This is a genomic window from Streptomyces stoeckheimensis, assembly GCF_045822005.1.
Taxonomy (GTDB): Bacteria; Actinomycetota; Actinomycetes; order Streptomycetales; family Streptomycetaceae; genus Streptomyces; species Streptomyces stoeckheimensis.
Genome location: NZ_CP169550.1, coordinates 7,738,029 through 7,752,497, shown reverse-complemented (window position 1 = coordinate 7,752,497; position 14,469 = coordinate 7,738,029). Strand labels below are relative to the sequence as shown.

The following is a 14,469-nucleotide window of genomic DNA, read 5'->3' as shown; positions in this document are numbered from 1 at the left end:
GCTGTGGGGCTGCGCCGTTCAGGTCTGCGCGGCCGCGGCGTTCAGGGCTTCGGGGCTGCCTCGCTCCGGGACTTCTTGGGCGCGTGGACGAGGGCCGGGTCGGCGACGCCGCGGCGCTCCTGCCAGAAGCGGCCGTCCCTGATCCGCCAGAAGCACATGACGAGGACGCCGACGACGGCGATGCCGATCCCGATGACCAGCGGCGGGCCGAGCCCGAACCAGGAGACGCCGCTCGCGGAGTTCTCCGGGTTGGACATGTCGTCGACCGACTGCACGAGCAGCCAGGCCAGCAGGCCGGCGCCGAGCACCGGGCCGAGCCCGATGAGCAGGAAGTTGTGCATGCTCTCCAGCAGGTGGCGGCGGTAGTAGACGGCGCAGGCCAGGCCGGTGAGCGCGTAGTAGAACGAGATCAGCAGGGAGAGCGCGGTCAGCGAGTCCAGGAGGGCGTTCTCGCTGATCTGGTTGACGGCGAGGTACCAGGCGATGGCGATGCCGGCCACCCACCAGGTGCTCACGTCCGGGGTCCGGAACCGGGGGTGGATGTGCGAGAGCTTCGGCGGCAGCGCGTGCCGGCGGGCCATGGACAGGGCGGTGCGGGAGGCGGGGATGATCGTGGTCTGGGTGGAGGCGAGGGCGGAGGTGCAGACGGCGAGCAGGACCATCCAGTCCCAGCCGCCCATGACCTCGTGCGCGAGGACCGCGAAGACGGCCTCCTCCTCGCCGGCGTTCTCGGCGAGGAACTCCGTCCCGGCGTAGCCGACGACCGCGAAGCCGACGGACAGGTACGTCACCAGCAGGACGACGGTGGACCAGATGCCGGCCTTGCCGGGTGCGGTGGCCGAGTTCTCGACCTCCTCGGTGAGGTTGACCGCCGATTCCCAGCCCCAGTAGATGAACACGCCGAGCAGCAGTCCGCCGGTGAGGGCGGCGCCGCCGGCGCCGAAGGGGTTGAGCCACTCGAGCGCGGGTCTGGTGCCGTCGAGGCTGCTGGTGCCGGCGTAGACGCGGTAGAGGGCGACCACGGCGAAGGCCAGCAGGAAGAAGACCTGGGCGAGGATCAGGACGTCCTGGAGCCGGGCCGACATCTCGGTGCCGATGACGCAGACCGCGGTCATGGCCAGGATCACGACGACGGTCAGGGTCTGGCGCAGTGCCTCGTTCGCTGCCCAGCTGTCGAGTCCGGCGGCGAGCAGGCCGAAGTGGACGGCCACGTCGGCGAGCGAGCCGATGACGAGGACGCCGGTCATCGCGATGGCCCAGCCGCCGAGCCAGCCCGCCCAGGGGCCCATGGCGCGCGTCACCCACGAGAAGGTGGTCCCGCAGTCCTGGTCGACCTTGTTGAGGTAGTAGAAGGCGGCGGCGATCAGCAGCATCGGGACGAAGGAGGCCAGCATGACGCCGGGTGCGTAGATGCCGGCGAGCGCGACGATCGGCCCGATGACCGCGGCCAGGGAGTAGGCGGGCGAGGTCGAGTTCAGGCCGATGACGAGCGCGTCGAGGAAGCCGATGGCGTTGGCCTTGAGCCCCGGTTCCGCGGCGGCGGAGTCCCCGGCGGCGGAGTCCCCGGCGGCGGGGTCCCCGGCGGCGGGGTCCGTGACGGCCCTCGCTCCCGGTTCCGGCGCCGGTTCCCGGGGCTCAGGGGGCACGCCGTCCGAGCCATGGTGGGCCATGTACGCATCGTCACGCAGACGGGGCCCGCGCGCGAGGCGGGAGCTAGGGGCTGTCGTCACATTCCCGTCGCCGCCCGGAGGGCGGCCCCTAGGGGCGGGTGTTCCAGCCCGCGATCACGGGCAGGCCGTGCTCCGTGGACAGCATGCTGAAGGTGCCCGTACGGAGCAGGAAGAGGCGTCCCGCCTCGGGCGGCAGGCCGAGGTAGCGGGCGGTCAGCACCCGCAGCAGGTGCGCGTGGGCCACCAGGACGACGTTGTCCCGGTCCTCGCGCAGCACCTCGGCCGCCCGGGCGAGCACCCGGTCCGCGCGGGCACCGACCTGGGCGGCGTTCTCGCCGGGGTGCTCCTCGTCGCCGGGCGGCACCCCGTCGGTCCACAGGGACCAGTCGGGGCGCTCGCGCAGGATCTCGGCGGTGGTGATGCCCTCGTAGCCGCCGTAGTCCCACTCGTACAGATCGGGGTCGGTGACCGCGCCGGTCAGCCCGGCGAGCTGTGCGGTGGCGGCGGCCCTGCGCAGCGGGCTGGTCAGGACCAGGGCGGGCCGGCGGTCGCGGAAGTACGGGAAGAGCGAGATCGCCTCCTCGACCCCGCGCGGGGCCAGCGGGATGTCCGTGCGCCCGGTGTGCCGTCCGGTCGCACTCCAGGCGGTCTCGCCGTGCCGCACCAGCAGAAGATCGCTCACCCTTCGGACCCTAATCCCTGCGGCATGTCGGCGCCGGACGAGTGGGCCTGCCTGTCAGTGTCGGGGCTCATGAGCCCGCGTTCCCGTACGCCGCGACCTCCGCTGACCCTCCTGCTGCTGGTGCTGACCGCGGTGACCGGGCTGACCGAGGCGGTCAGCCTGCTGGCGCTCGGGCCCGTCTTCACCGCCATGCAGACGGGCAACGTGCTGTTCCTGGCCTTCGGCGTGGCCCACGCGGGCCCGGTACCCGCGCTGGCGCCCGCCGTCTCGCTGTCCGCGTTCGCCCTGGGGGCGGCGTGCGGGGCCCGGCTGGAGGCCTTCGCGGAGGAGCGGGGCCGGCGCTGGTTCGTGACCGGGCTGTCGGCCGAGGCGGTGCTGGTCCTGGCGGCCGCAGCCGCCGGATGGGGGGTGGCGCCCCGCTTCGGAGCTCCCGACGCCCGACAGCTGCTGGTCGCGGCGACCCTGTCGATGGCGATGGGGATCCGGAACGTGACGAGCCTGCGGGTGAACCTGGCCGGGGTGCCGACCACCCTGGTGACCCGCTCGCTGACCTCCTTCCTCGGCGGTTCGGTCTTCGGCCAGGACCGGGCCTTCGGGTACGGGACCGCGGCCTGGGTGCGGCGGGCCTCGTCGGTCGGCGCGATGTTCGCGGGCGGACTGGCCGGGGCGCTGCTCGTACGGACCGGCTGGTCGGTGGGGTGGCTGCTGCTTCCGGCCGCCGTACTGGTCCTGGCGGTGGCGCTGGTGTACCTGACCCAGCCGCTGATGCACCCCGGCGGGGAGGCATCGGTCTAGACGGCCTAGTGCTCCGGCTGCACGCCACCGTCACCGCCGGAGCAGGGGGGCAGGGTGCTGACCATCGCTCCGCTGGCCGGTCCGGTGCGAGGGTGACCCGGCAGTCCAAGGGCGCCCGGCGATCGATCTGAAAACGATGCGGAAACGGTGCAAGTTGGCCGGGCATGACGTTCTCGCGAGGCTCGGGGCATGGACGACCAGGACGACACCCGGCTGGCGGCGGGGTTCGCGGCGGGCGACGAGCAGTGCGTGGCGGCGGTCTACCGGCGCTGGCGGCCGCTGGTGCACGGGCTCGCCGTGCGCTCGCTCGGCGACGAGCGGGAGGCCGAGGACGTGACCCAGCAGGTCTTCCTCGCCGCGTGGCGGGGCCGCGGCGGGTACCGGCCCGGGCCGGGCGGCCTCGGGGCCTGGCTGACCGGCATCACCCGGCACAAGGTGGCCGATGCCCTGGAGGCCCGCACCCGGCGGGCCCGGGTGGTCCGGGCCGCCGCGCGCGTCTGCGCGCAGGCCCGGCCGGAACCGGAGCCGGGCCCGGAGCGGGCCGTGGAACGGGTGCTGCTGCTCGGCGAGCTGGCCCGGCTGCCCTCGGCGCAGCAGCGGGTACTGCGGCTCGCCTTCTACGCGGACCTGACCCAGTCGCAGATCGCGGACCGCACCGGGCTCCCGCTGGGCACCGTCAAGAGCCACATGCGGCGGGCGCTGCACGTCCTGCGGCAGTCCCTCGAGCAGTCCCTGGAACCCGGGGTGCCACAACCGATTCGATGACGGCCAGCCCCGAGCGGAGCCCGAACAGCCGCTCGGCGCGGGCGGGCGGGGCCGCGGCCGCGGCGCCCCAGCCGGGCCCGGCGAGCAGCAGCGCGGAGTGGCCGCGGGCGCCGCGCGGGCCCCACTCGATGCCCGCCACCGATCTGGCGAGCGAGGCGTCCGCGGTCGTACGGGACTGCGCCCACAGGACGACGGCCCGCGGACCCGTCCGCCGGACGGCCTCGCACAGGGCGTCTGCGGGCAGGGCCGCCCCGAACATCCGCACCGGCAGGGCGCGTTCACCGAGGGCGGCTGCCAACGCTTCCATCGGCAGGCTGTGTTGCTCCCCTGGCGTGCAGGCCAGCAGCACGGGCGGGGCCGGGAGCGGCTCCGGGGCGGGCCGGATCCGGTGCAGGGCCGCGGAGACGTACCAGGACAGGAGGTGCTCGACCTCGACGTAACGCTCCCCCGCCGTGGCCCACTTGCGGCCCACGGCGTGCAGGGTCGGCGCGATGACCTCCTCCCAGGCCGTGACCGGGCCGAGCTCCGCGAGCACGGCCTCCAGCAGGTCCTCCACGGCCGGCGCGTCCAGTCGTACGGCGGCCCGCGCGAGCCCCCTGCACTCCGGGCGGACGTCCCCGAGGCGCAGCGCGCGGGGCCCGCCGGGGGTCGGGGCGGCGGGATCGGCTGCGGGCGGGTCCTCCGGGGCGACTCCCCGGGCCACCCGGGCGGCCTCGGACGGGGGTGCGCCCTGGGCGGTGAGGCGGCACATCAGTTCCAGCCGGGCGATGTCCTCGGGGGTCCAGCGCCGGTGCCGGCCCGCTTCGCGGCGGTCCGGGCCGATGGCGTAGCGGCGCTCCCAGGAGCGCAGCGTGGTCGGGGAGACACCGAGGCGCCGGGCGACGGCCCCGGTGCCGAGGGCGACGGGCGGGGGCTGCAGCCGGGTCTGCGGGGGTTCGGGCTCCACCGTTCCACCGTACGGCGCGGCGGGCGGACGGGGGGTCACGGGGATCCCGGGCGCCCTGCGGATCCCGGCACCGGCGCCGGACCCTGCCCCTCATCCTCATCCTCGCCCTCTCCCTCCCCGGGTTCCGGCCCCGCCCCGCGGCCCGCGCGGAAGCGGTCGAGGCCGTCGGCGAGGCCGACCAGGGGGTCGGGGTAGTCGTAGCCCGCCCGTTCCAGGCCGGGGAGCCGCCAGGGCTCGTGCACGCGCGGTGCGGGGAGTCCGGCCAGCTCGGGGACCCAGCGGTGGACGTAGCCGCCGTCGGGGTCGTACCGCCGGCCCTGGCGGACCGGGTTGAGGACCCGGTTGGGGCGGGTGTCGGTGCCGGTGCCCGCGACCCACTGCCAGTTGAGCTGGTTGTTGGCGAGGTCCCCGTCGACGAGGAGGTCCATGAAGTGGCGGGCTCCGACGCGCCAGTCCACGTACAGGGTCTTGGTGAGGAAGCTCGCGACCAGCAGTCGGCCGCGGTTGTGCATCCAGCCCTCGTGGGCCAGTTGGCGCATGGCCGCGTCCACGACCGGGTAGCCGGTGCGGCCCTCCTTCCAGGCCAGGGTCTCCTCCTCGGCGTCCGGGCCGGTGCGCCAGCGGTCTCCGCGGTCCCGGTAGTCCGCGGCGGCGGCCGCGGGCCTGGCCGCGAGCACCTGGTGGTGGAAGTCGCGCCAGCACAACTGCCGTACGAAGGCCTCCGCGCCGGGGCCGCCGGCAGCGCGGGCACGGTGGACGGCCTCGGCGGGCGAGAGCGTGCCGAAGTGCAGGTGCGGGGAGAGCCGGGAGGTGGCGTCACCGGCCAGGTCGTCGTGGGTCTCGGGGTAGCGGTCGATGCCGGAACGCAGCCACCGGGCCAGCAGCCGGCGCGCCTCGGACTCCCCGCCGGGGGCGAGGCCCGGGGAGGTGCCGGTGACGGCGGCGCGCTCGGGCAGGGGCTCGGAGCGGATCGCGTCGGGCACCGGGACGGCGCGGGGTGCGGGAGCGGCGGCCCGCAGCGGGTGCTCCGACCAGCGGCGGTGGTACGGAGTGAAGACGGCGAAGTGGTCCGACCCGGAGGACCCGGAGGGTGTGACGGCCCCGGGGGCCACCGCCGTGATCACGGCGTCGTGGACGTGGAACCGCCTGCCCTCCGCTTCGAGGGCCTCGCGCAGCCGCTCCTCTCGGGCGTGTGCGTAGGCGCTGACTCCGGCCGCCATGTGCACCTCGTCGGCATCGGCCTCCCGTACGAGCGCCATGGTCGCGGCGACCGGGTCGCCCGACCGCACGACGAGGCGGCCTCCGCGGGAGCGCAGCCCGGCGTCGAGCGCGGCGAGGCAGTCGGCGAGGAAGGCGAGCCGGTTGGGCGGGGCGGAGACGGCCGGGTCGCGCACGAAGAGCGGCACGACCTGCGCCGACGAGGACAGGGCTGCCCGCAGCGGCGGATGGTCGTGCAGCCGCAGGTCGGAGGTGTAGAGGACCACCGCGACGTTCATGGGGTTCGCTCCGCGTGAGTGGGGACGTGGGGACGGGCTGTCGTGAGGTACTTCGCCGTCAGCGCCCCTCGCGGATGCGGCGGCACTGCCCGATGAGGCCTCTTTGCACGAACTCGCCTCAGCTGAACGGAATATGACGTTCTGTCACAGATCTGTGACATGGAACGGACGCGTCCCTGCCATTCGCTTTCTAGATTCGTCACAGCAGCCCGCCAGGACTCGTGACCCCACACCGAGCACACGGCATGCGGCCCTCCCGTTCCCACCAGGCCCACGGGCCCTCTTCACTCCACGGAGTCGTTCATGTCCTTGCGCACGTTCCGCCGCGCCGCCGCCGTCACCACCGTCCTCGCCGGAGCGGTACTCGCCCCGGCCGCCGTCGCCTCTGCCGACAGCACGTCGACCCCCTCGAAGTGCGTGGTGGTCAAGGACGTGTGGATCGGCGCCGGTACCGACGCCGTGCTGACCATCGCCCCCTCCGGGCCGTCCGTCTCCTTCAAGGACGCGGGTGACGGCAAGGTGCTCCCCCACCGACTCGACCGCACTCACCCGAAGCTCCCCGCCAGCGCCGGCTTCCTCGCCGAGATCCTCGACCCGAACGGCCCCGCCCCGAAACTGCGCACGAACATGGAGGGCGGCGGTCACAAGCCGAGCGTCAAGGACTTCCCCAAGCTCCCCAAGGGCTGCACCTTCGACCACTCCACGGGTACGGGCACCGGGAAGGGCACCGGCAAGGGCCAGACCAAGGACGTGCCCAAGGGCGGCGTCGCCGCCGGTGCCGAGTACGAGCAGGGCTCCGGCCCGTCGCCGATCGCGGTGGGCGCCACGGCGGCCGCGGTGACCGCCGCGGGTCTGGGCTTCGCCGTCATGCGCCGCCGGGCGGCCTCGGCCGGCCGCTGATCCCCCGCCCATGGGGCTACACCGCACCCTCGTCGCCATCGCCCGCGCGCTCCGCCGCGCGGGCGATGTTGCGTGCCATGCCGCCGAAGACGACGGCGTGGAACGGTGACACGCTCCACCAGTACAGATGGCCGAGCAGGCCGTGCGGATGGAACAGCGCCCGCTGGCGGTAGCGGGATCCGGTCTCCCCGGGGGACGGCGGATCGGCGTACAGTTCCAGCCAGGCCAGCCCCGGCAGCCGCATTTCGGCGCGCAGCCGCAGCAGCCGGCCCGGTTCGATCGCCTCCACCCGCCAGAAGTCCAGGGAGTCCCCCACCCGCAGCCGCGCGGCGTCCCGGCGGCCGCGCCGGATGCCGACTCCGCCGACGAGCCGGTCCAGCCAGCCCCGTACGGCCCAGGCGAGCGGGAAGGAGTACCAGCCGTTCTCCCCGCCGATGCCCTCCACCACCCGCCACAGTGCTGTGGCCGGTGCGTCGACGGTCAGCTCCCGGCGGTCGGTGTAGAGGCTGCCGCCGGCCCAGTCGGGGTCGGTGGGCAGCGGGTCGCTCGGCGCGCCCGGGACGGCGGCGGAGGACCAGCGGGTGGTCACCCGGGCCTCGCGGATCCGCCGGAGGGCCAGTGCGAGGGCCTCGTCGAAGCCGATGGGCGCGCCCGGCGGGTCCGGGACGTGGACGGCGATGTCGTGCTCCGCGCAGACCACCTCGTGCCGCAGGGATTCGGCGAGCGGCCGGGCCAGCGCCCTCGGCACGGGGGTGACCAGGCCGATCCAGTGGCTGGACAGCCTCGGGGTGAGCATCGGGACCCGCAGGATGAGGCGGGCGGGCAGCCGCGCCACGACGGCGTAGCGGCGCATCATCTCCTCGTACGTGAGCACGTCGGGGCCGCCGATGTCGAAGGCCCGATTCACCTCGGGCGCCATGCCCGCGCTGCCGACGAGGTAGCGCAGCACGTCGCGGACGGCGATGGGCTGGCAGCGGGTGCCGACCCAGCTGGGGGTGACCATGACGGGCAACCGTTCGGTCAGGTAGCGCAGCATCTCGAAGGAGGCCGACCCGGACCCGATGACGACGGCGGCGCGCAGCACGGTCGCCGGCACGGATCCGGCGAGGAAGACCTCACCGACCTCGGCGCGGGAGCGCAGGTGCGGTGAGAGGCTCCGGACGGGGAGGTCCGCGGGGGTGAGGCCGCCGAGGTAGACGATGCGGCGGACCCCGGCGGCGCGGGCCTCGTCCGCGAAGGCCCGGGCGGCGTCCCGGTCGCGTTCCTCGAAGCCGGATCCGGTGCCGAGGGAGTGCACGAGGTAGTAGGCGACGTCGATGCCGGTCATCGCCCCCGCGAGGGACGAGGGGTCGGTGACGTCTCCCCGGACGGTCTCGACGTCCCCGGCCCAGGGATGGTCGCGCAGTTTTTCCGGGGTGCGGGCCAGGCAGCGGACCCGGTGCCCGGCGTCCAGGAGTTCGGGGACGAGGCGTCCGCCGATGTATCCGCTGGCCCCGGTGACCAGGCAGTTCTTGCCCGTCATGGTTGTCTCCGCTCTTCGTGCGCTGCTCCTCGTTACCTCCGCCCCCTCCTTCCGATTCGCCGCGGCGCGCCGGATCGGATGCGGGATTCCCCCGGACGGCACATCCAAGACCCCCCTCGGCTCCGAAGAAGGGGTGCCGGGGTGCCCCGGGTGACGGGGTGACGAGGAGGAACACGATGACCGAGCGAGGAGCGCCGACCGAGCGAGGGGCGCCGCGCCCGCGGACGGCCGTGATCGGCGGGGGCGTGTCGGGGCTGACGGCGGCGTACGTCCTCGCGCGCTCGCACGAGGTGACCTTGTACGAGGCGGACGACCGGCTGGGCGGGCACGCGCACACCCACGAGCTCAAGGGGCCGGACGGGGTGGTGCGCGCGGTGGATTCGGGGTTCATCGTCCACAACGACCGCACCTACCCGCACCTGCTGCGGCTCTTCGGCGAGTTGGGGGTGGCCACCCGGCCGACGACGATGAGCCTGTCGGTCCGCTGCGAGGGGTGCGGGCTGGAGTACGCGGGTGCGCGCGGGCCGCGCGGGCTCTTCGCCCGGCGCCGGTCCGCCGTGAACCCGCGGTACCTGCGGATGCTGGCGCGGATACCGGAGTTCCACCGGCGGGCCAGGAGACTGCTGGCCGCCACGGGCACAGGCACAGCCACGACCATCGGCACCGGCACCGGCACCGGCGAGATCACCCTGGCCGAGTTCCTGGAACGGGGCCGCTTCGGGGCCTACTTCACCGCGCACTTCGCGATCCCGCTGGTCGCCTCCGTGTGGTCCTGCCCGCCGGACACGGCGCTCGGGTACCCGGCCCGGTACCTGTTCCGGTTCCTGGAGCACCACGGCATGCTGTCGGTGGGCGGCTCGCCGAGCTGGCGCACGGTCGAGGGCGGCTCGGCGCGCTACGTGGAGCGGGTCCGCGAACGGCTGGACGCCGTGTACCTGGCCGCTCCGGTACGGGCGCTCGCGCGCACCCCGCAGGGCGTGTCGGTCACCACCGCCGGCGGGGCCACCGACCTCTACGACGCTGTGGTCGTCGCCGTCCACGCAGATCAGGCGCTGCGCCTGCTGGCCGATCCGACGGACGCGGAACGCGCCGCGCTCGGCGCCTTCCGCTACTCCCGCAACCGGACCGTGCTGCACACCGACACCTCGGTGCTGCCGCGCACGCCCGGCGCCCGGGGCTGCTGGAACTACCGGCTGTCGGGGTGCCGGCCGGCCGATGCGCACGTACGGGTCAGCTATGACATGAACCGGCTCCAGGGGCTGGACGGGCCGGAGCCGTACGTGGTCACGCTGAACGCGGGCGACGCGGTGCGACCGGAGTCGGTCCTGGCCGAGATGGAGTACGAACACCCCGTCTACAGCACGGAGTCGGTGGCCGCGCAACGGCTCCTGCCGGCCCTGTCGGGGCCGGTGACGGCCTTCGCCGGCGCCTATCACGGGTGGGGGTTCCACGAGGACGGCTGCCGCTCGGGCGTGGAGGCCGCCGCCGCGCTGGGGGTGACGTGGTGAGCCCCGGGCGGAGCGAGGCCGGTCCGGCGGAGCCCCGTCTCTACCTGGCCGACGTCCGGCACGTCCGGTCGGGCGGGAACGGCTACCGGCTCCGGCACCGGACGTACCTGTGGCTGGTGGACCTCGATCGACTGCCCCGCCTCCCGCGGGCGTTGCGGCCGCTCGCCCGGTTCGAGGCCCGCGACCACTTCGGCGGCGGCGCCCCCTCCATCCGGGCCGGACTGGACGCGTTCCTCGTCGCGCGCGGCGCCGGACTCCCGGCGGGTTCGCGGGTGTTGATGCTGGCGCACGCCCGGGTGCTGGGCCACGTCTTCAACCCGCTGACCGTGTACTGGTGTCACGGACCGGACGGTTGCCTGCGGCAGGTGGTCGCCGAGGTGCACAACACGTACGGCGAACGGCACTGCTACCTGCTCCCTCCGGAAACGGCCCGGAGCGGCCGGAGCGGCCCCGACGCCGTCGCCGTCCCCAAGGAGTTCTACGTCTCCCCCTTCCTCCGGGTGGAGGGCGCCTACCGGATGCGGCTGCCCGAGCCGGACGAACGCCTCGCGCTGACCGTGCGGCTGGCCGGAGGTACGGACGGCGCCCGCCTGACCGCGACCGTCCGCGGCGCCCGCCGCCCGGCCGGCGCCCGCGGACTGCTGCGCGCCGCGCTGCGCCGGCCCTGGTCCACCGCCGCCGTCAGCGTCGGCATCCGCTACCACGGCGTCCGGCTGTGGCTGCGCGGGCTGCCGGTCCGCCCGCGACCCCGACACGTACCCCAGGAGGGCCTGAAGTGAGCACGTCGACCACCACCACCACCACCGCCCCGGCCGTACCGCCGTGCTCCCGGGCCAGGGCCGCCGTCGGGCGGCTGCTGATCCGCCGGGCCCTGGACCGGCTGCCGCTCCAGGTCCGGATGGGCCCCGACGGGACCCTGGGGCGGGGCGGCCCCGCGATGGCGGTGTACGACCCGGACGCCTTCGAACGCCGGATCGCGGCCGAGGGACTAATAGGCTTCGGCGAGTCGTACCTGGCCGGGGAGTGGGACGCCCGCGACCCGGTCGCCGTCCTGACCGTGCTGGCGGGGCACGTGACGGGGCTGGTCCCGGCTCCGCTCCAGCGGCTGCGCGGCCTGTGGGCCTCCCGCCACCCGGCCTCGGAACGCAACACCCCGGACGGCTCGCGGACGAACGTCCAACGCCACTACGACCTGTCCAACGAGCTCTTCGCCGAGTTCCTCGACCCGACGATGACCTACTCCTCGGCGGTGTTCGGCACCCTGCCCGCCGGCCGGGAGGAGCTCGCCGAGGCCCAGCACCGCAAGATCGACATGCTGCTGGACCTGGCGGGGACCGGTTCCGGCACCCGGCTGCTGGAGATCGGCACGGGCTGGGGCGAGCTCGCCGTCCGGGCGGCCCGGCGCGGTGCGCACGTGGTCACCCTGACCCTGTCGCGGGAGCAGCGGGAGCTGGCCCTGCGCCGGATCGCGGCCGCCGGGCTGTCCGACCGCGTCGAGGTGCGGCTGTGCGACTACCGGGAGGCCGAGGGGAGTTACGACGCCATCGTGAGCGTCGAGATGATCGAGGCGGTCGGCGCCGAGTACTGGCCGGTGTACTTCGCCACGCTGGACCGGCTGCTGGCGCCCGGCGGTCGGGTCGCGCTCCAGGCGATCACCATGCCGCACGAGCGGATGCTCGCCACCCGGGACACGTACACCTGGATCCACAAGTACATCTTCCCCGGCGGCATGCTGCCCTCGGTGCGGGTGGTGGAGGAGATGGCGCGCTCGCACACCGGGCTGCGCGTGGTCCGCTCCGAGGCCTACGGGGCCCACTACGCGCAGACGCTGCGCCTGTGGCGGGAGCGCTTCGCCGAGCGGGCCGACCGGGTGGCGGAGCTGGGCTTCGACGCGACGTTCCGGCGGATGTGGACCTTCTACCTGGCCTACTGCGAGGCGGGGTTCGCCTCGGGCTACCTGGACGTGCACCAGTTCCTGCTGACGGCCGAGGGCGCCGGCAAGCCGGCGGCGCCGCCCCGGGGCGGTGGTACCCGGTGAACTGGGGCGCCTTCGGACTCAACCTGGCCGTCTCGGCGGGGGCGGCCCTAGCCGTGATGCTGGCCGCCTTCGCCGTCGGGGTCCGCCTGCGCAGGCACCGCGGGGTGGACGTGGCCTGGGGCCTGGGCTTCGTCTCCGTCGCGGTGGCCACGTACGCGCTGTCGGGCGGCCGGCACCCGCTGCCGGCGGTCCTGGCGGTGGTGTGGGGCCTGCGGCTGTCCGGGCACATCGCGTGGCGGGGCCGGGGGCACGGCGAGGACCCGCGCTACGAGCGGCTGCTCGCCAAGGCGCCGGGCCACCGCAACGCGTACGCGCTGCGCATGGTCTACCTGCTCCAGGCGGGCCTGGTCTGGCTGGTCTCGCTGCCCGTGCAGGCGGCGGCGTACGCGACCGGGCGCCCCGGGACCCTGGCGGTGGCGGGCGCGGTGCTGTGGCTGTGCGGGCTGCTCTTCGAGGCGGTCGGCGACCACCAGCTGGCCCGGTTCAAGGCCGATCCCGCGAACCGGGGACGGATCATGGACCGGGGCCTGTGGTCCTGGACCCGGCACCCGAACTACTTCGGCGACTTCTGCGTGTGGTGGGGACTGTCCCTGACCGCGTGGACCTCGGGCGGAGCGGTGGCGGTGTCGGTGGTCTCCCCGCTCGTGATGTCGTACCTCCTGATCGGCGGCAGCGGGAAACGGCTGCTGGAGCGGCACATGGCGGAGCGCCCCGGCTACGCCGCGTACCGGTCCCGGACCAGCGGATTCCTGCCCCTGCCGCCCGGGCGGGCGCGGCGCCACCGCAGGTCACAGGGGGTTTGAACCGGGACGCAGGACGACGCGTTGGTACAGTCGCGGCATGGCGGTGGACGAGCTCGACACACGGATCCTGCGCCTGCTGATCGAGCAGCCGCGCACCAGCGTCCGGGAGTACGCCCGGATCCTCGGCGTCGCGCGCGGCACCCTCCAGGCCCGGCTCGACCGGCTGGAGCGCACCGGGGTGATCACCGGAACCGGCCCCGTGCTCTCCCCCGCCGCGCTGGGGCATCCCGTCCTGGCCTTCGTGCACATCGAGGTCACGCAGGGGCACCTGGACGAGGTCGGCGACGCGCTGGCCTCCGTACCGGAGATCATCGAGGCCTTCTCCATCACCGGCGGCGGGGACCTGCTGACCCGGGTGGCCGCCCGGGACAACGAGCATCTGGAGGACGTCATCCAGCGGCTGATCCGGCTGCCCGGCGTGGTGCGCACGCGGACCGAGGTCGCGCTGCGCGAGCGGGTGGCGCACCGGCTCCTGCCCCTGGTCGAGTCCGTGGGACGAGCGGCGCGCAAACCCTGACAAGATGGCAGGGACAGGAACAAGACAGGCACCGGCAGGACGGGCACAACGGATGATCTCCGTCATATTCGATCTCGACGGCACCCTCGTGGACAGCGAGCCGAACTACTACGAGTCCGGGCGACGCACCCTGGAGCGCCACGGGGTCCCCGATTTCACCTGGGAGCAGCACTCCCGGTACATCGGCATCGGCACCCTGGAAACCCTGGAGATCCTCCGGGACGAGTACGGGATCGCGGCCCCGGTGGAGCAGTTGCTCGCCGAGCAGAACGCCGCCTATCTGGAGCTCGCCCGGACCCACACCGAGGCCTACCCGGAGATGAGCGCGTTCGTGCGGCGGCTGCACGCGGAGGGCGTTCCGATGGCGGTGGCCTCGGGTTCCTCGCTCGAGGCGATCGACGCGGTCCTGTCGGGCACCGGGCTGGACGCACTGCTGACCACGGTGGTCTCCGCCGAGGAGGTCGCCCAGGGCAAGCCCGCCCCGGACGTGTTCCTCGAGGCGGCGCGCCGGCTGGGCGCGGACCCCGCCGACTGCGTGGTCGTCGAGGACGCGGCGCCGGGCGCCCTGGCCGCGCACGCGGCGGGCATGCGGTGCGTGGCGGTCCCGTACGTGGCGGCCACCGCCGACGACCCGGCCTTCGCCGCGGCCGGGCTGCTCTTCCCCTCCGGGCAGCGGGAGTTCAGCGCGGAGAGCGCCTACAGCTGGCTCACCGCCGCGCAGGCGGCCTGAGCCGTCCGGACGCCCGGGCGCCGTGACGCGGACGGCCCGGATGCGGACGCCCCGGGCTCGGCGGTCTTCTCCGGCGGCCCGGGGTCCGTCGTGCTCT

14 protein-coding genes are annotated in these 14,469 nt (G+C 74.5%); 9 read left to right on the top strand and 5 right to left on the bottom strand.

Annotated features, from left to right (window positions below; translation table 11 throughout):
* Window positions 1-41 precede the first annotated feature (41 nt).
* Together ACE1OC_RS35210 and ACE1OC_RS35205 are read right to left on the bottom strand one after the other, a co-directional pair.
* Window positions 42-1,670 (bottom strand): APC family permease, encoded by a 1,629-nt coding sequence (locus ACE1OC_RS35210; protein WP_407840387.1) that lies wholly within the window; start codon window positions 1,668-1,670, stop codon window positions 42-44.
* A gap of 88 nt (window positions 1,671-1,758) precedes the next feature.
* Window positions 1,759-2,352, bottom strand: a complete 594-nt coding sequence (locus tag ACE1OC_RS35205) for a histidine phosphatase family protein (RefSeq protein WP_407840386.1) — start codon at window positions 2,350-2,352, stop codon at window positions 1,759-1,761.
* Window positions 2,353-2,421: 69 nt separating this feature from the next.
* Here ACE1OC_RS35205 and ACE1OC_RS35200 point away from each other — a divergent pair, with 69 nt between their 5' ends.
* Entirely contained in the window at window positions 2,422-3,147 is a 726-nt protein-coding gene (locus ACE1OC_RS35200; RefSeq protein WP_407840385.1) for a YoaK family protein, read from the top strand.
* A gap of 189 nt (window positions 3,148-3,336) precedes the next feature.
* Entirely contained in the window at window positions 3,337-3,912 is a 576-nt protein-coding gene (locus ACE1OC_RS35195) for an RNA polymerase sigma factor (protein ID WP_407840384.1), read from the top strand.
* Here ACE1OC_RS35195 and ACE1OC_RS35190 read toward each other — a convergent pair.
* Both ACE1OC_RS35190 and ACE1OC_RS35185 read right to left on the bottom strand, forming a co-directional pair.
* Window positions 3,824-4,858 carry a MerR family transcriptional regulator gene (locus ACE1OC_RS35190; RefSeq protein ID WP_407840383.1) on the bottom strand — a complete coding sequence of 345 codons (1,035 nt, stop codon included), beginning with the start codon at window positions 4,856-4,858 and terminating at the stop codon, window positions 3,824-3,826. The two genes, ACE1OC_RS35195 and ACE1OC_RS35190, sit on opposite strands and share 89 nt — an antisense overlap.
* Window positions 4,859-4,893: 35 nt before the next feature.
* Complete coding sequence (locus tag ACE1OC_RS35185; RefSeq protein WP_407840382.1) at window positions 4,894-6,354, bottom strand: cryptochrome/photolyase family protein; 1,461 nt, start codon at window positions 6,352-6,354, stop codon at window positions 4,894-4,896.
* 303 nt (window positions 6,355-6,657) lie between these two features.
* Between ACE1OC_RS35185 and ACE1OC_RS35180 the strand changes: the two genes are divergently transcribed.
* Window positions 6,658-7,254: a hypothetical protein gene (locus tag ACE1OC_RS35180; RefSeq protein ID WP_407840381.1), complete on the top strand. Its 597-nt coding sequence runs from the start codon at window positions 6,658-6,660 to the stop codon at window positions 7,252-7,254.
* Window positions 7,255-7,270: 16 nt separating this feature from the next.
* Here the strand turns inward: ACE1OC_RS35180 and ACE1OC_RS35175 are convergent, their stop codons facing one another.
* Window positions 7,271-8,776, bottom strand: a complete 1,506-nt coding sequence (locus tag ACE1OC_RS35175) for an SDR family oxidoreductase (protein ID WP_407840380.1) — start codon at window positions 8,774-8,776, stop codon at window positions 7,271-7,273.
* 176 nt (window positions 8,777-8,952) lie between these two features.
* On the opposite strand from ACE1OC_RS35175, the gene ACE1OC_RS35170 reads away from it, so the two are divergent.
* The 6 genes from ACE1OC_RS35170 to ACE1OC_RS35145 are packed head-to-tail and all read left to right on the top strand — an operon-like array spanning window position 8,953 to window position 14,372.
* Window positions 8,953-10,284: an NAD(P)/FAD-dependent oxidoreductase gene (locus ACE1OC_RS35170; protein ID WP_407840379.1), complete on the top strand. Its 1,332-nt coding sequence runs from the start codon at window positions 8,953-8,955 to the stop codon at window positions 10,282-10,284.
* The gene (locus tag ACE1OC_RS35165; protein WP_407840378.1) at window positions 10,278-11,063 is read left to right on the top strand and encodes a DUF1365 domain-containing protein; all 786 of its coding nucleotides are present in this window, start codon (window positions 10,278-10,280) and stop codon (window positions 11,061-11,063) included. The genes ACE1OC_RS35170 and ACE1OC_RS35165 overlap by 7 nt, the downstream gene beginning before the upstream one ends.
* Complete coding sequence (locus ACE1OC_RS35160) at window positions 11,060-12,322, top strand: class I SAM-dependent methyltransferase (RefSeq protein ID WP_407840377.1); 1,263 nt, start codon at window positions 11,060-11,062, stop codon at window positions 12,320-12,322. Before ACE1OC_RS35165 ends, ACE1OC_RS35160 begins: the two co-directional genes overlap by 4 nt.
* 56 nt (window positions 12,323-12,378) lie before the next feature.
* Entirely contained in the window at window positions 12,379-13,125 is a 747-nt protein-coding gene (locus tag ACE1OC_RS35155) for a DUF1295 domain-containing protein (RefSeq protein ID WP_407841779.1), read from the top strand.
* A 37-nt stretch (window positions 13,126-13,162) separates the two neighbouring features.
* Window positions 13,163-13,642 (top strand): Lrp/AsnC family transcriptional regulator, encoded by a 480-nt coding sequence (locus tag ACE1OC_RS35150; RefSeq protein WP_407840376.1) that lies wholly within the window; start codon window positions 13,163-13,165, stop codon window positions 13,640-13,642.
* A gap of 52 nt (window positions 13,643-13,694) precedes the next feature.
* Window positions 13,695-14,372, top strand: coding sequence for an HAD family hydrolase (locus ACE1OC_RS35145; RefSeq protein WP_407840375.1), 678 nt, complete (start codon window positions 13,695-13,697; stop codon window positions 14,370-14,372).
* Window positions 14,373-14,469: the final 97 nt, after the last annotated feature.